9 protein-coding genes (1 of these 9 cut by a window edge) are annotated in these 18,126 nt (G+C 71.1%); 4 read left to right on the top strand and 5 right to left on the bottom strand.

Going from position 1 to position 18,126, the window contains the following annotated elements:
- From ENSA7_RS19270 to ENSA7_RS19250, 5 genes are read right to left on the bottom strand one after another with little or no spacing between them, the layout of a single operon-like run.
- Positions 1–1,836: an AMP-binding protein gene (locus ENSA7_RS19270; RefSeq protein ID WP_106090774.1), complete on the bottom strand. Its 1,836-nt coding sequence runs from the start codon at positions 1,834–1,836 to the stop codon at positions 1–3.
- Positions 1,833–3,500 (bottom strand): amino acid adenylation domain-containing protein, encoded by a 1,668-nt coding sequence (locus tag ENSA7_RS19265; protein ID WP_106090773.1) that lies wholly within the window; start codon positions 3,498–3,500, stop codon positions 1,833–1,835. Before ENSA7_RS19265 ends, ENSA7_RS19270 begins: the two co-directional genes overlap by 4 nt.
- Entirely contained in the window at positions 3,497–4,636 is a 1,140-nt protein-coding gene (locus tag ENSA7_RS19260) for an acyl-CoA dehydrogenase family protein (RefSeq protein ID WP_106090772.1), read from the bottom strand. The genes ENSA7_RS19265 and ENSA7_RS19260 overlap by 4 nt, the downstream gene beginning before the upstream one ends.
- A gap of 1 nt (position 4,637) precedes the next feature.
- Positions 4,638–4,919 (bottom strand): hypothetical protein, encoded by a 282-nt coding sequence (locus ENSA7_RS19255; RefSeq protein WP_146157870.1) that lies wholly within the window; start codon positions 4,917–4,919, stop codon positions 4,638–4,640.
- Between the two features lie 13 nt (positions 4,920–4,932).
- The gene (locus ENSA7_RS19250; protein WP_181233901.1) at positions 4,933–5,697 is read right to left on the bottom strand and encodes an SDR family NAD(P)-dependent oxidoreductase; all 765 of its coding nucleotides are present in this window, start codon (positions 5,695–5,697) and stop codon (positions 4,933–4,935) included.
- Positions 5,698–5,897: 200 nt separating this feature from the next.
- Here ENSA7_RS19250 and ENSA7_RS19245 point away from each other — a divergent pair, with 200 nt between their 5' ends.
- The 4 genes in view from ENSA7_RS19245 to ENSA7_RS19230 are tightly spaced (at most 11 nt apart) and all read left to right on the top strand, a layout consistent with a single transcriptional unit that may run on beyond the window.
- Positions 5,898–7,709 carry a condensation domain-containing protein gene (locus ENSA7_RS19245; protein WP_106090769.1) on the top strand — a complete coding sequence of 604 codons (1,812 nt, stop codon included), beginning with the start codon at positions 5,898–5,900 and terminating at the stop codon, positions 7,707–7,709.
- 11 nt (positions 7,710–7,720) lie between these two features.
- Positions 7,721–8,896, top strand: a complete 1,176-nt coding sequence (locus ENSA7_RS19240; RefSeq protein ID WP_106090768.1) for a zinc-binding dehydrogenase — start codon at positions 7,721–7,723, stop codon at positions 8,894–8,896.
- A 3-nt stretch (positions 8,897–8,899) separates the two neighbouring features.
- On the top strand, positions 8,900–17,896 hold the full coding sequence (locus tag ENSA7_RS19235; RefSeq protein WP_106090767.1) for a hybrid non-ribosomal peptide synthetase/type I polyketide synthase: 8,997 nt from the start codon (positions 8,900–8,902) through the stop codon (positions 17,894–17,896).
- A protein-coding gene (locus ENSA7_RS19230; protein ID WP_106090766.1) for an SDR family NAD(P)-dependent oxidoreductase crosses the window boundary here: on the top strand, positions 17,893–18,126 show its 5' end (the start). 6,318 nt of this gene lie beyond the right edge of the window; 234 of the gene's 6,552 nt are visible here — the first part of the coding sequence; its start codon is at positions 17,893–17,895; its stop codon lies beyond the right edge, outside the window. The genes ENSA7_RS19235 and ENSA7_RS19230 overlap by 4 nt, the downstream gene beginning before the upstream one ends.

Here is an 18,126-nt window from a genome sequence, read left to right as displayed (position 1 = left end):
TCACTCTGTTTCTTGCGGCCTCGTATCGAGCCCGTGGGTGCGCAGCCGAGCGCTGCGCTCCGCGGTGAGCTCGAGCCAGCGATTCTCGACGAGCAGCCACATGGGATCGTCGACCTTGCCTGGGTCCCAGCCCTGGTCGCGGTAGATCCGTGTGAGCCGGCGGTGGGTCGCGGTGGTTGCGAAGCTGGAGGTCTTGCGCAGCAACAGCGGGCGCTGATGCGGGGCCAGCTCGCGCGCCACGAATGCCGCGAACGCGTCGAGGTTGAACTCTGGCTCGGTGATCACACACGCCATGCCCGCGCGGCCGTCGGCGCGGGGGATCTCGACGCCGTAGACCATCGCCTCGCGGACGCCCGGGGCGCGCTCGAGGGTCGTCTCGACCTCGGTCGTCGACACGTTCTCGCCCTTCCAGCGAAACGTGTCACCAACGCGATCGACGAACGAGACCCAGCCCTGCTCGTGGAGCCGCAGCAGGTCGCCGGAGTCGAACCAGCGATCGCTGGGATCGCTGGGATCGAGCACCCCCCGCAGGATTTTGCGCTCGCTCGCCTTGCGATCGCGGTAGCCCTCGAACGCCGCGGTTGGTGTGATCGCGGCGATCAGCAGCCCGACCTGTCCGACCGCGACCGGTCGGCAGCGTCCGCTCGCGTCGCGGATCGGCGCGCCAGCTTCGGGATCCCACTGAACGATCAGCTGCTTGCTCGCGAGCCGGCCCAGCATGCCGGGGCGCCCCTCGTAGTTGGCGATCGCGACGTTGCCCTCGGTCGCCCCGTACATCTCGCGGATCATGGGGATCCCGAACCGGGCCTGAAACTCAGTCCACAGCTCGGCGCGCAGACCCAGGCCAACCGCGACCCGCAGCGCGTGATCACGATCGTGATCCGTGGGCGGCTGAGCCAGCCAGTAGCGGCACAGCTCGCCGATATACAAGAAGATCGTGGCCCCCGTGGCGCGGACATCATCGAGACACTCGCTCGCCGAGAACCGCTCGCGCAGGGCCAGGCGCGCGCCCGTGACGACAGCGGTCGCCCAGCCGCCAGTGAGCGCGGTCCCGTGATAGAGCGGCAGCGCGCAGTAGATGACGTCGCCGGGGCCAGCGTCGGCCAGCGAGCGGCCCATGAACGCCGCGCCGGTCAGCCAGCGCGCGTTGGTGATGATCGCGGCCTTGGGCAGCCCGCTCGTGCCCGAGGTGTAGACGTAGCACATGATCGCGTCGGTCCGCGGCCACGCGAGGTTGCGCGGCGCGACGCTGGGGAGCTCGGCGAGCTTGGCGTCGACAGGCTCTTCGCCGGCCTCGAGCTCGCTCGCGTCGCCACCCGTGATCCAGCGCAGCGGCGCGGGCGTCGAGTCGGAGGTGTCGGACTGGCGCGCGAGGGCCTGACCCAAGCGATCGCGCAGGCGCGTGTCGACGACGACGCCGACGACGGGGACGGCGGCCAGGCAGCCGGCGAGGCCAGCGGGCGCGAGGCTGGGGTTGAGCAGCGCCGCGCGAGCGCCCAGTCGGTTGAGGGCCGTGAGCGCGGCCAGGAACGTTGGCCCGTTCTCGAGCAGCAGGGCCACACACGTGCCCGCCCGGACCCCGCGCGCGTGAAACAGGTGCGCCCAGCGGTTGGCCAGGGCGGCCATCTCGGAGCAGCTGAACGCGCGCCCTCGAAACAGCAGGAGCTCGGCGTTGGGTGTCTCGCGGGCGCGCTCATCGAGGACCCGCGCGCTGCTCCAGTGGCCGCCGGGCTGCAGCCGACGAAACTCGCGAGCCATGCGCATGAAGCCCGCGGCCGCGTGGGCGCGACTGCGTAGCGGACCCGACGGGATCCGGGAGATCAGGCGGTCGATCATGGGCTTGCCTCCGTCCCGGGCTCGGGCTCGGGCTCGAGCAGCGCTCGACGATCGACCTTTCCGGTGGATGTTCGTGGGACCTCGTCCACGATCCGCACCCGGGCAGGCACCATCCAGCGAGGCAGCGCGCGGGCGCAGTGCAGCTGCAGCGCCCGATCATCGAGCGCGGTGTCCAGCGCCGCGACGACCACGGCCTCGAGCTGGGTGCCCAGCTGCGGGTGCGGGCGCGCGAGCACGTAAGCCTGAGCGACGCCGGGGTGCTCGAGCAAGCGGTGCTCGACCTCGCCGGGCTCGATCCGATAGCCCGCGATCTTGACGGTCTGGCTGGCCCGGCCGACCCACGAGTAGCAGCCGTCGGCGTCGACGCTGACCAGGTCACCGGTCCGGTAGATCGACGCGCCTCGGCCCTCGACCTCGACCCCGACCCCGCTCTCGGCCTCGCGCGGGTCGGGCACCAACCCTGCGCCACGTGCTGGCTCGCCGCCGGCGATCGGGCTGGGGCTCCAGTAGCCGAGCATGAGCACCGGGCCGCCGACACACAGCTCGCCGATCTGTCCGGGCGCGAGCGCCTGGCCCTGCGCGTCGAGGGCGAACAGCTGGGCGCCCGCGCAGACCTTGCCGATCGGCGTGGGTGGATCGCTCTCGGCCGGGACCTGGGTGACCTCGTGGTAGCTGACGACGTTGGTCTCGGTTGGCCCGTACAAGTTGAGGTAGCGCCGGCCTGGCAGCGCCAGCATCATCGCGCGCAGGTGCTTGATCGGGAGCGGCTCGCCCGCGAACATCACGACGCGAAGATCGGGCTGCGCATCCGCGCTGAGCATGTTGCGGGAGATCAGCGAGATCAGCACCGTGGGCACGGTGTAGAGCACGGTGACCCGCTGCGCGGCCAAGTACTGGGCGAGCTCGGTCGCAAACCCGACGATCCGGCGTGGGACCACGACCATGGTCGCGCCACCGGCCACGCTGGCGTAGAGGTCGAACACCGAGAGGTCGAAGTGCAGGGGCGTCAGCGCACCGACGCGATCGCCAGACCCGAGCTCGACGCAGGCCTGCGACCAGTCGACGAAGCAACGCGCGGCCCGATGGCTGATCGCCACGCCCTTGGGCCGGCCGGTCGAGCCCGAGGTGAACAGCACGTAGGCGAGGTCCGAGGGATCGATGGTGACCGCCGGTGGCGAGCTCGGGTACGCGGCGAGCCCGGCCCCGTCGCTGCCCAGGTACATGACAGGCACACCCGCGATCTGCTCGGGGCCGTTGGCGCAAGCCAGGATCACCAGCCGCGGGCGCCCGGTGAGTCCCGGCTCGGCGAACAGCCGCTCGGCCAGCGCGACGGTGGCGACGACGATCACCGCCGGATCCGCGTCGGCGCAGACCAGCGCCGTGCGTGGCGTGGGCGAGGCGGGATCCAGGGGTACGTAGGCGGCGCCCGTGGCCAGCGTCGCGAACGCGAACATGGCCTGCTCGACGCTGTTGTGCAGACACATGGCGACGCGCTGACCGGACATGACCCCGTGCTCGCGCAGCAAGTTGGCGGCCCGGTAGCTCTCGCGCGCCAGCTCGGACCACGAGCGCTCGCGCGCACCATCGACGACGCCCCCACCCGATGCCGACGACTCGTCAGCGGCGCGAGCGATGAGCTCGACGAGGGTGCCCGTGACGGTCATCGCCGGACCCCCATCAGCTGCGCGATGATCCGCCGCTGGATCTCGCTGGTACCGGAGAAGATCCGGCCCCCGACGGCGTCGCGGAGCTCGCGTTCGAGCCCCAGCTCGCGGGTGAAGCCGCGGGCCCCGTGCAGCTGCACCGCGTCGACGCAGGTCTGTTGCCAGGCCTCGCTGATGTGCAGCTTGAGCATGGACGCGAGCTCATGAAACGCCCGACCCGTGGCCGCCTGCGCCGCGACCTTGTCGAGCAAGGCCCGGCCAAGCTCGACGCGCATGCGCATCTCGACGATCAGGTTGGAGACCGAGTCGAACTCGCCGATCGCCTGACCAAATTGCCGCCGACGGCGAGCCTGCTCGACGCAGCGCCGCATGACCCGGGTCATGGACCCGAGCATTGGCGCGAGCAAGAAGGCCCGCTCCCAGGCCATGCAGTGCTGGAGGATCGTGAAGCCTTGGCCTTCCTCGCCGAGCCGGTTGCGGCTCGGGACCTCGACCTCGCGCAGCTCGATGCTGCCCATCTGCGCGGTGCACAGACCCATCTTCTCGATGGTCGTCACGCGCACGCCCGAGCTCGCGGCGGGGACGACGAAGGCCGAGAGCCCGCGGCTGCCCGCGCTCGGGTCGGTGCTTGCGAACACGACGTGGAGCCCCGCGATCGGAGCGTTGGTCACCCAGGTCTTGTCGCCGTCCAGCACGTAGCCCGACGCCGTTGTCCGGGCCCGCGTCGCCATGTTGGAGACGTCGGAGCCCGCGCCTGGCTCGGAGACGGCGTGGCTGGCGATGACGTGCCCGCGCGCCAGGCCGGGCAGGACCGCCGCCTTGAGGTCGTCGCTGGCGTAGTCGAGCAGCGCGGACTGGCACGCCCACACATGCGCGCCGAGTGCCAAGATCAGCCCGTTGTCCTCGCAGCCCTCACCGAAGCCCAGCAGGATCTCGAGCTGCTCGCCGAGTGGTCGCGCGGTCCCGCCGAGGGCCACGGGCACGCGCATGCCGAGCAGGCCGTGCTCGGCGGCGGCGGTCCAGCCCGCGCGGTTGAAGGCCTGCTCGCGATCGAGCTGCTCGAGGCCACTGTTACAGCGCGCCGCCGCGAACCGCCGCGCGTCGGCTTGCAACTGACTGCGGACGGAGACTGTCATGTCAGCTCTCGGCGGGGCGATCGGCCTGGCCCCGCGAACTGGCGGCGACGATCACCGCGACGATGGTGCCAAGGTCACGGAAATTTTCGCTGATGAGATCGCTGGGCCCGAGCACCACGCTGAACGCATCTTCGATGAACGCGGTCACGCGAAGAATCCCAATTGAGTCGAGGATGCCCTCACCGAGCAGATCGAGCTGATCATCGAGCACGAGGTCCGGCCGCATGAACATGAACTCATCGTCGAGGTGCTGGCGCACCACAGCCTGTATTTCAGCGCTCACGTGGTTCCTCGTTTCAGGTTCCGTCGCCGCTGGCGGTGAAGCGACCGAGCTCGTTGGCGAGCCGGCGCGGAAGCATGCGCATCATGTGCGGCACGAGCCGGTCGCCAACTCGGGGCACGCACACGACCTGATTGCGGGTCAGGGCCCGCAGTGACGCGGTGACCACCTCGTCGGGCGAGGCCCAGGCCGCGTCGGGCAAGTCGTGGGTCCGGACCCCGGCCTGGGCCGGGAAGTCGGTGCGGGTCAGGCCTGCGCGCAGGTCCTGAATCCGAATATTGGTGCCCACGCACTCTCCGGCAATGCACGCGGTCAAGGTCGAGAGCATTGCCTTGGTCGCACAATAAGAGGCGCCGTGAGGCGTGGCCATGGTCGCAGCAATAGATGACACGTTTATGATGGCCGCCGGGCCGTCCCCGCCGAACCGCCGCAGCGCCGCGTGGGTCAGGCGTGCGGGCGCCATGGCATTGAGGCGCACATGCGACTCCACGCAATCGACGTCGAGTCGGGCGAATGCGCCCATCCGACACATGCCCGCGCAATTGATGAGAAGCACAAAATGCTCACTGGCCAGCAGTTGGGCCTCGGTCTCAGCCAGCTGCTCGGGATCCGTGAGGTCCGCGACGTGAACGCCCACGCTCACGCGGTGCTGGCTCTCGAGCTGCTCGGCGAGCGAGCGCAGCCGCGGCTCCCTGCGAGCGACCAAGATCAGATTGAAGCCCTCGGACGCGAGCCGCCGCGCAAACGCGGCGCCGATGCCCGAAGATGCCCCTGTGACCATGGCCGTCCCTAACAGACGGCCACCGCGTAAATTCCAACGTAGTCCTGCTGTCATAGCGAGTGGGTGTGCTCCCTGCCCTTGGAGGTCAAGGTCAAGCGCCGCTACTGTTACCACACCAGTTCTGTACGCGACAATGATTCCTGGCTCGCGAATGCAGACCACCCCATCTCCTGCACATACCTATAGACGTGGAAACACCGATGGCCTTGACACCTTGGAGTCGAGCGAGCTATGTGTTTCGAGTTTACAAGGGGCGACGAATGCGCTTCAGGGGGTTACAAAAATTACTAGCGATTCGCGAAGAATCGGCCAAAGCGAGCGAAGCCAGCAATGGGTCCGCGAATTCGCTGTTAACGAGCTCGCAGCAGCGACTGGTGAGCCTCGGGGCCGTCGGATTGGGCGGCTCTGGGCTTCACCTGGAAGACACGTTCTCGATCTTGGGGCCGCTCGACGTAGACGCCCTCGAACGAGCACTAGCCGCCCTCTGCATGCGGCACGCGGTGCTGCGCTCCACTTTTACCATCGCTGCAGGTGTAGCGAGTCAGACACCATCAACTGCAGCCGACTTTCGGATTGAGCGGCTCGAGCTGACTTCGGAGCAGGCTGTCCCCGAGGTAGGTGAGCCGCTCGCCGTCGAGTGGGCGCGGGCACTGATCCATCGATCATTTGACCTCGCAAACGAAGCGCCATGGCGGGTTGGATTGATTCGGTTCGATGACGAGCGACACTGGCTGGTGCTCGTCGTTCACCACATTGCCCACGATCGTTGGTCACGCGACCTCATTCGGCGTGAGCTGGGGCTCCTCTATGCACGCTATGTCTCGCCAAGCCACGCCCCAACCCGGCAGCTGGCGGCGTTGCCAGTCGCGTTGACCGACGTCGCCCGCTGGCAGCGAGATCTCCTGGCTAGCCCGACTGGCCGCTCACTCGCGGACTGGTGGGCCCGCGCGCTCGACGGTGTTTCCACGGCAGGAGGCCTGCGTCGAACCGCCGAGGGGCCTGCGGCGCGGACCCGGGCCCGAGTCCAACGTCAGCTCTCGCCGGCGCGCACTCGCGAGCTTCGCCAGCTCGCCAACCGGCTCGACGTCGGCCTGTTCGTGCCGCTGCTGGCCGCTCACGCGCTGTTGCTGCGCGAGCAGGGGTCGGGCGACGACTTCATGATCTGCACACCCATGGCCGGCCGCGAAGACGGCCGGGTCCACGGGCTGGTCGGGTACCTCGCCAACATCGTGCCCGTGCGCGTGAGCTTGGCCGGGCTCGACAGCGGCGTCGCAGCGCTCACGGAGCGAGTTCGCGCCACTGTCGAAGACGCGTACGTCCATCAGGATCTGCCGATCCAGAAGCTCGCCTGCCTCGCAGATCCACGCCTGCGCCCGCGCAGCCTGTTCGCGCTACAAAACACGCCGAATTTCCCGTTGCGGCTGCTGGACTGTGAGACCCAGACCCTCGAGCTCGCGGGCGGGCAGACCGACTTCGAGAGCTTCTTGGAGATCACACCCGATGGACCGGGGCTTCGTCTCGACCTCACGCATGACAGCTCGGTCATCAGTGCCGACGCGGCCGAGGCCGCGCTCGAGCGCTACGAGGCGTGGATCAGCGCGATCATCACAGATCAGCTCCCAGACGACTCACCCGCGATCGAGCGTGGCTCGGGTGCACCAGCCAAGCCGCCCCGGCCGATCGGCGTGGGCGCGACCGCGCCGGTCTCCAGCCTCGCCAGCCTCGCGCGTGTCGATCGTGAGCGACAGATCGGCGCCCGGTTCAGCGCGCTGCTCGACGGCGCCGAGCTCGAGGCGTCACTGCAGGCGCTCGGGGTCGGCTCGCTCGCGCTGCTGCAGTTGCTCGCGGCGATCGAGCGTGAGTACGGCGTCTCGCTGCCGCTGTCGCGCGATCTCACCACCGTCCCGCTGCGCGACCTGGCCGGGCGCACCCTCGACCACGTCGAGCTCGACACGATGTTGCGACGACCCAACGAGCTGAGCGGGCGCGGCTCCGACGTGATGGTTCTCTAGAGAAAACAGCAATGACCGAGCAGCAGACCAGCCCCCGAGGCGAGTGTGATGCGTGGGTGCTCCACGCCGGAAAGACCCGCAACGACGGGCCCACGAGCTTGGTTCGCGCCGCGCTCCCGGTCGTCGCGCCCGGACCTGGCGAGGTCCTGGTCGCGCCGCTGTTTGGCTCGTGGGAGGGCAACATGGGCCACGCGCTCGCCCGCGAGCCGGTCGACGTCGCGCGGCTCCGACGTGAGAAGGCGATCGTGATCGGCAACGCCGGGGTCGTGCGCGTGCTCGAGCTCGGGCCTGGGGTCGAGCAGCTCGCGGTCGGCGACCTCGCCATGACGTTTCCGAGCGGCCTGCAAGACGAGGTCGGGTACATGGTCAAGGCTCGGGGCTTCGACGCGCCGCACCAGCCCGGGCTGCTGGCCACGCGGGTGACCATGCAGGTCGACCAGCTAATTCGGATCCCACCCGACTCGCGGCTGACCCCGACCCAGTGGGCGGCGTTCTCGGTTCGGTTCGTCACCGCGTGGTCGAATTGGGAGCTGGCCAAGGCCGTGTTTCGGCTGCAGATGAACGAGGCCGATCGCCCGGTCATTCGCGCGTGGGGTTGGGGCGGCGGCACGACCCTCGCCGAGCTCGACCTCGCCCGTCGCGAGGGCTGTGAGGTCGTCATGATCTCGGGCAGCGAGCGCAACCTCGCTGTGATCGAGCGCGCGTCGATCCAGCCCCTCGATCGGCGCCGGTTTCCCGGCCTGCTGTATGACGCCGAGCGGGCCGAGGCGGACGCCGAGTATCGCCGCGCGCACGGCAAGGCCACCCGTGAATTCCTCGCAACGGTCCGCGAGCTCACCCACGACTGCGGCGTCGACATCTTCTTGGACTACGTCGGTGAGCCCGTCTACGCGCTCACGCTCAAGGCGCTCGCGCGCCAGGGGGTGATCGCAACGGCGGGCTGGAAGTCGCCGACCCAGGTCAGCCACTCGCGCGCGCAAGAGTGCATTCTTCGCCACCAGCACATCTACACCCACTACGCCCGCCGCAGTCAGGGCCTCGCGGCCATGGCGTTCGCCGAGCGCACCGGGTGGGCCCCCGAGGTCGCAACTAAAGTCTACACATTCGACGAGATCCCCGAGCTCGCGCGCGCCTACGCCGAGGGCGACACCCACTACTTCACCTGCTTCTCGATCAATCAGGATTGACCCATGGGATCGAGCATCGCCCGCGAGCTTCTGCGCACGCTCTACGATCGTGGCGCCGGCCTGACGCTGGTCGGCGACCGGCTGCAGATCCGCGCGCCGAGCGGGGCGATCGACGCCGAGCTCGCCACCCAGATCCAGGCCGAGCGCGAGCAGATCTTGGCGTTGGTGCACGCCCACCAGGGTCAGACCGAGGCCCTCGAGCTGCCGACCTTGGCGCCGGATCCGGCCCGCCGCCACGAGCCGTTTCCGCTCACGGACATCCAGCAGGCCTACTGGGTCGGGCGCGGCGGCGAGGTCGAGCTCGCGGTCGCCATTCACGTCTACGTGGAGATCGACGGCGCGATCGACCTCGACACGCTCTCGCGTGCGTGGCTGGTGCTGGTCGAGCGCCACGAGATGTTGCGGGCGGTCGCGCTGCCCGACGGGCGCCAGCGGATCCTCCCGCTCGCCGAGCTGCCGCCCTGGCGGATCGAGGTCGAGGATCTGTCCGCGCTCGCCGAGCCCGCCCGCGCGGCCAGGCTCGCCGCCCTGCGCTCCGAGCTCGCGCAGCAGGTCCTGGACATCTCGTCGTGGCCGCCGTTCGAGATCCGCGCGGCCGCCCTCGGTGGCGGGCGAAGCCGGCTGTACTTCGACATCGACTGCACCTTCGTCGACTCGTGGGCGGTGCAGCTGTTGTTCCGCGAGTGGGTCGCTGTGTATCGCGCGGGCGCCAGCGTGAGCGCGGCCGCGCTGACCCCCGCTCGGTTCGAGCTCTCGTTTCGCGACTACGTGCTGGCCACGAACAACCCGGATCTCCCCGCGTTTCGTCGGTCCGCGGCCTACTGGGACGCCCGCCTCGACACCCTGCCGCCCGCGCCCGCGCTGCCGCTGGCCCAAGATCCGCGCGCGCTCGGCCGGCCGCAATTTCGTCGCTGGGTCGACAAGCTGCCCCGGCCCGAGTGGGACGCGCTCGCGGCTCGCGGCCGCGATCACGGTCTGACCACGCCGGTCCTGTTGATCGCGGCCTGGGCCGAGGTCATCGCGCTGTGGGCCGAGGCGCCCGAGTTCACCCTCAACATCCCGCTGTTCAACCGGCACCCGATCCACCCGGAGGTCGTGCGGGTCGCGGGCAACTTCTCGTCGTTCACGCTGCTGGCCGTCGACGCCCGCGTGGGCTCGAGCTTCGCCGAGCGGGCCCAGCGACTGCGCGAGCAGCTGTGGCGCGACCTCGAGCACCGCTTCGTCAGCGGCGTCGAGCTGCTGCGCCAGCTGTTTCGACGCAAGGGTGGGATCTCGCAGGCGATCATGCCCGTGGTCTTCACCAGCTTCGCGAGCGACGTGGACGGGGTCGAGGGATCGTGGGTCGAGTACCTGGGCGCCGAGCTCGGTGAGTTTGTCTACTCGCTGACCCAGACCCCGCAGGTCTGGCTCGACCACCAGGTCATCGAGCAGCCTGACGGCGGCTTCTTCAACTGGGACGCGGCGGCCGAGCTGTTTCCAGCCGGAATGATCGACGAGATGTTCCGCTGCTACTGCTCGCTGCTCGCGAGCTTGGCTGCCAGCGACGAAGCTTGGACCCGCCAGACGCCCTCGCTCGCGGCCCAGCTGCACGCCCAGCTGCAGGCCGTGGACCAGCCGGGCGTTGAGCCGTCGGGGCTGGGCCCGAGCCCGAGGTTGGAGGCGCGGGTGTTTGCGCAGGCGAGCGAGCACCCCGACGCGGTCGCGGTCGTGTCGGGTTCGGTTCGCCTGCGCTACGCCGAGCTCGCCGACCGGGCCCGGTCCCTCGCGGCCGCGCTCGCAGCCCGTGGCGCGAGCGCCGACCAGCCGGTTGCGATCGTGCTCGACAAGGGCTGGCGGCAGATCGTCGCGGTGCTCGGCGTGCTCACAGCTGGCGCGCCGTGGCTCCCCCTCGACGCCGAGCTCCCGCCCGCGCGGCTGGCCGAGCTACTGCTCGCGGCCCGCGTCGAGCTGGTGGTCACCCGCGCGGGCCTGCGCCCCGCCGAGGACTGGCCGGCCGGGATCGTCTGCGTCGAGATCGGCGAGGCCGACGAGCCCGCCACGCCGGACGTCGAGGTCGCCCCGATCCTCGCCGCCGAAGCCGGCCCGACCCTGGCCGCCGCGATCTACACCTCGGGCTCGACCGGCGCGCCCAAGGCCGCGCTGCTCAGCCACGAGGGGCTGCGCAATTGCATCGACGCGACAATTCAGCGGTTTGCGATCGGCCCCGAAGATCGCTGCCTGGCGCTGACGGCCCTCCACCACGACATGTCGATCTTCGACATCTTTGGGCCGCTGTCGGTCGGGGCGTGCGTGGTCGTGCCCGAGCCCGAGGCCCGCCGCGACCCCGGTCGCTGGGCCGAGCTGATCCTCGCCGAGTCGGTGACCGTGTGGAACTCGGTCCCGGCGATGATGGAGATGCAGGTCGCGTGGCTCGAGGCGCGCCCGAACGCCCCGCGCCCGACCAGCTTGCGCGTCGCGTTCATGGGCGGCGACTGGATCCCCGTGGAGCTGCCCGATCGGCTCCGCGCGGTGTTCGGGGCCAGCTGTCAGCCGGTCAGCGTCGGCGGCCCGACCGAGACCACGCTGTGGAACATCTGGTTTCCGATCGCCGAGGTCGACCCGAGCTGGACCAGCATCCCCTACGGCACGCCCCTGCCCAACACCCGCTACTGGGTCATGCGCGAGGCCGCCAACAGCGAAGATCTGGTCGAGCGCCCGACCTGGGTAGCCGGCGAGCTGTGCTGCACGGGCGTCGGGGTCGGGCTCGGCTACCTCGGCGATGACGACGACAGCCGGGCCCGGACCGCGGCCAAGTTCGTGCGCCACCCGATCACGGGTGAGCCGATGGTCCGGACCGGGGATCGCGGGCGACGGCTGCCCGACGGGACCATCGAGTTCTTGGGTCGCGTCGACGATCAGGTCTCGATCGGCGGCTATCGGATCGAGCCCGCCGAGATCGAGGCCGCGCTCACCCGCCACCCCCAGGTCCGAACCTGCGCCGTCGTGGCCGCGGGCTCGCGCCACGCCAAGCAGCTCGTCGCCCACGTCGTGCCCGAGCCGGGGGCCACGCCAGTCGCGGCCGAGCTGCGCGCGCAGCTGCTGACCCGGCTGCCCGAGCACATGGTCCCGCACACCTTCATCGTGCGCGCCGAGCTACCGGTCACGGCCAACGGCAAGATCGATCGGCGCCAGCTCGCCGAGCAGCCCGTCGACGCGGCTGCGAGTCCCCGCCGTGATGCCCAGGCGAGCGGGGTGGCGGACCGACCCGCGATCGCGTCGGTGCTCGCGACGATCATCCGCGAGATCGTGGGGGTCGAGCAGGTCGATCCCGAAGCCAACTTCTTCGAGCTCGGGGCCCACTCGGTCCACCTCGTGCGGATCCACGCCGAGCTCCACCGCCAGCTCGGGCTCGAGCTCCCGCTCGTCGATCTGTTCAAGCACCCGACGGTCGGGTTCTTGGCCGACCACGTCGCGCGCCACCTCGAGACCGACGACGGCGAGGCCGCCCGCGCGCACGAGCGCCAGGCGCTCGAGGCCACGCTGCGCGCCCGGCCCGATCAAGCGGACCACGCCATCGCGATCGTCGGCATGGCGGGCCGGTTCCCGGGCGCAAGCAACGTCGACGAGCTGTGGGCCAACGTGCTCGCCGGCCGCGAGAGTGTTCGGCGGCTGAGCGAGGACGAGCTGCGCGCCGCCGGGGTCGACGAGGCCACGTTCCAGCGACCCGACTACGTGCCCGTCGCCGCCGTGCTCGACGACATCGACACCTTCGACGCGGGGTTCTTCGGGATCAGCGAGGCCGAGGCCCGGCTCAGCGATCCACAGAATCGGCTGTTGCTCGAGCACGCCTTCGAGGCCCTCGAGGACGCGGGCTGGGGCGGTGATCGAGGCTCGCTGCGGGTCGGCGTCTACGCCGGCAAGAGCGTCAGCAACTACCTGTTCCCGGCGCTCGATCTGTCCGAGCCGATCGACTACTTCAAGCGGCTGTTTGGCAACGACAAGGACTTCATCGCCAGCAGCATCTCGTACCAGCTCGACCTCACGGGCCCGAGCGTGGCGATCCATACCGCGTGCTCGACCTCGCTGGTCGCGGTCGCGCTGGCCTGTCAGGCGCTGTGCGCTGGCGACTGCGACATGGCCCTGGCCGGGGGCGTGTCGGTCAAGCTTCCCCACCACGCTGGCTACCGCTCGGTCCCGGGCGACGGCATGTTCGCGCCCGACGGCCACTGTCGCCCGTTCGACGCCGAGGGCCGCGGGATCGTGCCGGGCAGCGGCTCGGGCGTGGTCGCGCTGCGTCGCCTCGACGAGGCGCTGCGCGACGGTGACCACATCTACGCGGTGATCCGCGGCTGGGCGACCAACAACGACGGCGGCCACAAGGTCGGGTTCTCGGCCCCCGACGTCGCCGGCCAGGCGGCGGTGATCGCCGCCGCCCATCAGCTCGCGGGGATCAGCGCCGACGAAATCTCCTACGTCGAAGCCCACGGCACCGGCACGCCAATGGGTGACCCGATCGAGGTCGAGGCGCTGCGCCAGGCGTTTCGGCTGGGCTCGACGCGGCGGGGCTACTGCACGCTCGGGTCGATCAAGGCCAACGTCGGTCACCTCGACGCGGCAGCTGGCGTCGCCGGGCTGATCAAGACCGCCCAGGCGCTCGCGCACGAGACCTTGCCGCCAGCCGTCAACTTCACCACGGCCAACCCCCACATCGACTTCGCGGCCACGCCCTTCGTCGTGGGCCAGGCGGCGCGACCGTGGCCGGGTCCGCGCCGCGTGGCCGGGCTCAGCTCGTTTGGGGTCGGGGGCACCAACGCGCACCTCGTGCTCGAGCAGGCGCCGGCGCGTCCCCAGCCAGCGCCGCTGTCAGCGGGGGCCTGCGCGCGCGTGGTGGCGGTGTCGGCCAAGACCGACGCCGCGCTGGCGACCAAGCTCGAGCAGCTCGCGGCGGTCCTTGGCGACGATCCCGGTCACGCGCTCGCCGACGTCGCGTGGACCTGCAACCTGGGCCGCCAGCAGTTCGAGCGCCGCGTGGGCTTCGTCGGCGAGACCCGCGAGGAGCTCCGCCGCGCGCTCGAGCAGGGCAAGGGCCTGATCCGCCCACGCCGGGCAACCCGGCCCGATCGCCGGGTCGCGTGGCTGTTCTCGGGGTTCGGCGATCAGCGGGTCGGCATGGGCCGCGAGCTTCATGAGCACGAGCCCGCGTTTCGGTTGGCGCTGGATCAATGCGCGGCGATCGCCGGCGAGACCCTCGAGCTGCCCAACCTGATCGAGGCCCTGTACCCGGCCGATTCGGCCCCAGCCAGCGCGACACTCGACGGCGATCTCGTCCTCGCCCAGGTCGGCCTGTTCTGCGTCGAGTGGTCGCTGGCGTGCCTGTGGCGTTCGTGGGGCTTCGAGCCCGACGCGGTGCTCGGACACAGCCTCGGCGAGTACGTCGCGGCCTGCGTCGCCGGGGTGTTCGAGCTGCCCGACGCGCTGCGCCTGGTCGCCGCGCGGGCCCACCTGGTCGAGACCCTCGCCGCGCCCGGCCAGACTCGCCAGGTCAACGGCTCGCTCGAGCTGGTCGAACAGCTGCTCACGCCGTGGCGCGGCCAGCTGCAGGTCGCGTCGCACAACGGGCCGCGCAGCGTGGTCGTGTCGGGTCACGCCGAGGCCATGAACGGGTTCGAGCTCGCCGCTCGCGAGCGCGAGCTCGAGACCAAGCTGATCTCGTCGACGCGGGCCGCCCACTCGCCGCTGATGCTGCCGGTCCTCGAAGCCCTGCGTGAGGTCGCGACGACGGTTCGCTACGCCGCGCCGCGCCTCGACGTGGTCAGCAACCTCAGCGGCGCGGTCGCGGGTGACGAGATCGCCAGCCCAGACTACTGGGTTCGGCAGCTTCACTCGCCCGTGCGGCTCGCCGAGTGCTTTGCGACCCTGCACGACGATCTCGGCGTCGAGACCTTCGTCGAGCTGGGGCCCGCGCCCGCGCTGCTGTGGAGCGGCATGCAGTGCGTGGCCCGGCGTACCGGTCTGTGGCTGCCCACCCTGCGCCCGCCTCGGCCCGAGCGCGCGCAGCTGCTCACCGCGGTCGCCAGTCTGTATGTCGATGGTGCGAGCGTCGACTGGGCCCGCGTCCACGCCGAGCACGGCGGGCGTCGGATCAGCCTGCCCCGCTATCCGTTCGAGCGTCGGCGGTTTTGGATCGACGAGCCCACGCCTGCGATCTGGCCAGCTCGGTTGGGGTCGGCGGTTCAGCGGCGTCCACATCAACCCCGAGATCCGGGCGGGCACCCGCTGCTGGGATCGCGGCTGCGATCGCCCGCGATCCCAGACACGGTCCACGTGTGGGAGAGCCTGCTCGATCAGGCATGGCTGGCGGACCACCGCGCCGAGGGCCAGGCGCTGCTGCCGGGCGCGGCGATCATCGAGCTCGCCGCCGCCGCGCTCGCGGCCGCGGGCGCCCACGACCACGAGCTGAACGACCTGCGCTTCGAACGACCGGTGGTTGTCGCCGCGCCGACGCGGGTCCAGGTCCTGGTCAGGCGCGGCGAGGGTGAGTTGCAAGTCGAGCTGCACACGCTCGATCCCAGCGCAGACAGCTACACGCGCTGCGCCTGGGCCAGCGCCCGCCCCTGCCCTGCGGCCCCGCGCGGGTTCTCGCTCGCGGCTGCACGCCTCGAGCTCGGCGCGCCGCTCGACGCCTCCGATCGCTACGAGGCCCTCGCCGCCCGCGGCTACCAGTTTGGGCCGAGCTTCCGTGGCGTCGCGCAGCTGTGGCCAACACCCACGGGCGCGCTGGCGCAGATCGTCGCGCCCGCGCCGATCATCGCGAGCTCGCAGGGCTACACCTGGCACCCCGCCCTGCTCGACGCCTGCTTGCAAGCGGTCGGCATCGACGTGCTCGAGCGGACCGACGGCCGCACCTCGATCCCCGCCCACGTCGAGTCCGTGCGGTTCGGCGGCGCGCCCGGCTCGTCGCTGTGGGTGCGGGCGATCCGACGCGAGCCGACGGTCCCATCGCTCGACGCGAGCTTCGACGTCGACGTGATCGACGAGGACGGCCGCGCGCTGCTCGAGGTTCGAGGTCTGGGCCTGCGCGCGGTCGAGCGCAGTCAGCTGCGTGAGACGCTGACGAGCTCGGCGGGCGCGTCGGGGGCTGGCGACGCCGAGGGCATCCCCGCGCTCGCGCTCGAGTGGATCGCCAAACCGCGTGCCCAGGTGAGCGCGGTGGCACCCGGCCGGTGGTTGCTGATCGGCGCCGACCTGGCCGACGAGCTCGCGGCCCAGCTGACCGCCGCCGGCCACCAGGGCACGGTCGTGGCGGATCCAAATCAGGCGCTGGCGTGGCTCGATCGCGCGGACGAGGCCCGCCCCAGCGCGGTGGTCTACGTGGCCCCGACCTGGGCCGCCCCAGATCAGGCCGCGACCACGGGCGCGCAGCTGCTCGCGGCCCAGGCCGAGATCTGTGGTCCGCTGCTCGAGCTCGTCGCCGGGTTCGAGCGGCGCGGCCTGACGGCGCTGGCCAGCGGGCTGTGGGTGATCACCGCAGGGGCCCGACGGGTCGACGCCAGCGAGCCGCTGGCGGGCATCGTCCAGGCTCCCGTGTGGGGTCTGAGCGCGGGCGTGTCCCTGGAGCTGCCAGGGCTCGGGTGTCGCAGCGTCGATCTCGATCCGCGCGCGAGCACGGCCGACGCCGCGCGCTCGCTCGCGGCCGAGCTGCTCGCGGGCGATCCAGAGCCGCAGCTGGCCCTGCGCGGTGACGATCGGTTGGTCCCACGCTTGCGGCCCACGAGCCCACCAACCTCGACTGGGCTCGCGCTGAAGGGCGCGTGGGTGCTGGCAGGTGCGACCGGACGGGTGGGTCGACTGCTGGCCCGCTGGCTGGCCAGCGCCGGGGTCACCGAGCTCTCGATCCTGTCGCGGCGCGAGCCGGACGCGATCCTGTGCGAAGAGCTGGTGGCGCTCGGCTGCGCCGCCCGCTGGCACCGACTCGACCTACGCGACGACGCGGGCGTCGACGCGCTCGCGGCCGAGCTGGGCGCGGGCGTCGAAGGCATCGTTCACGCGGCCGGGGCGATCGCAGATCGGCCGGTCGCCCAGATCGACCGGGCGCAGCTCGCCATACCGATCGCCAGCAAGATCGCGGGGTCCTGGAACCTTGCCCGCCTCGCCGACGCGCTCGACTGTCCGCGGCTGGTGCTGCTGTCGTCGAGCGCCGCGGTCGTGCCCGAGCCCGGGCAGGCCAACTATGCGGCCGCCAACGTGTTCGTCGACGAGCTCGCGCGGCGCCGCGGTCCGGGCGTCGTGGCCCTGGCGTTCGGTCCCTGGGGCGGTGAAGGCCTGGCCCTCGCCGATCCCCAGCTGCTGGCCAAGGCCCACCAGCGCGGGCTTCGGCCGATGTCCGTCGACCAGGGCCTGGCCGCGTTCGCGCGCGCGGTCCAGGGCGAGCCTCAGCAAAGCGGCGCGGTCATGGTCGCCGACATCGACTGGGCCCAGCGCGCGAGCTGGCTGGGGACCAACCCGCTGACGCGGCTGCTGCCCAGCGCGCGCAGTGAGGTCGCCGAGGCTCGCGCTGGCGAGCGCGAGCGGCCGGGCGCGATGCTGCAGCGCGAGCTCGCTCGGCTGCCGCCGACGCGACGACGGGCCAGGCTCGCGACGTGGGTGCAGGCCGAGGCCGCGGCGGTGCTCGGGCTCTCGGACCCGAGCACGCTCGAGCTTCACCGTGGGTTCGTCGAGTTCGGTCTCGACTCGCTCGCGGGGTTGCAGCTGCGCAATCGCATCCAGGAGCTGGTCGGCCGCGAGCTGCCTGTGGGCTTGATCTACCAGCACACCAACGTGGCGGCGATGAGCGAGTGGTTGGCCGAGCTGCTCGGCGTCGCAGACCCCGAGCCCGCCCCGGCCGCGCTCGACGAGCTCGGCGGCGCCGAGCTGGCCGCGCGACTGACCGACATGCTGGATCACCTGGATCACCTCGAGCACCTCGAGCACCACGAGCACCTCGAGCACCTCGAGCATGGACAGGAGCGTGAGCAGCGATGAGCGAGGTCGAGTACGCCGAGCTGATGCGCCGAGCGATGCGGCGGATCGCCGAGACCGAGGCTGAGCTCGCCCGGCTTCGCGCTGCGCCCCGCCAGGTCGGTGAGCCGCTCGCGATCGTGTCCATGGCCTGCCGCCTGCCCGGCGCCGACAACCCCGAGCAGCTGTGGCGCCTGCTCGAGGCCGGACACTCGCCCGTCCGCGAGGTCCCGGCCACGCGCTGGAACGTCGAG

The organism is Enhygromyxa salina (assembly GCF_002994635.1).
GTDB lineage: Bacteria > Myxococcota_A > Polyangia > Nannocystales > Nannocystaceae > Plesiocystis > Plesiocystis salina_B.
The sequence above is the reverse complement of the archived record's forward strand: the minus strand, read 5'-3'. Positions and strand labels throughout refer to the sequence as shown.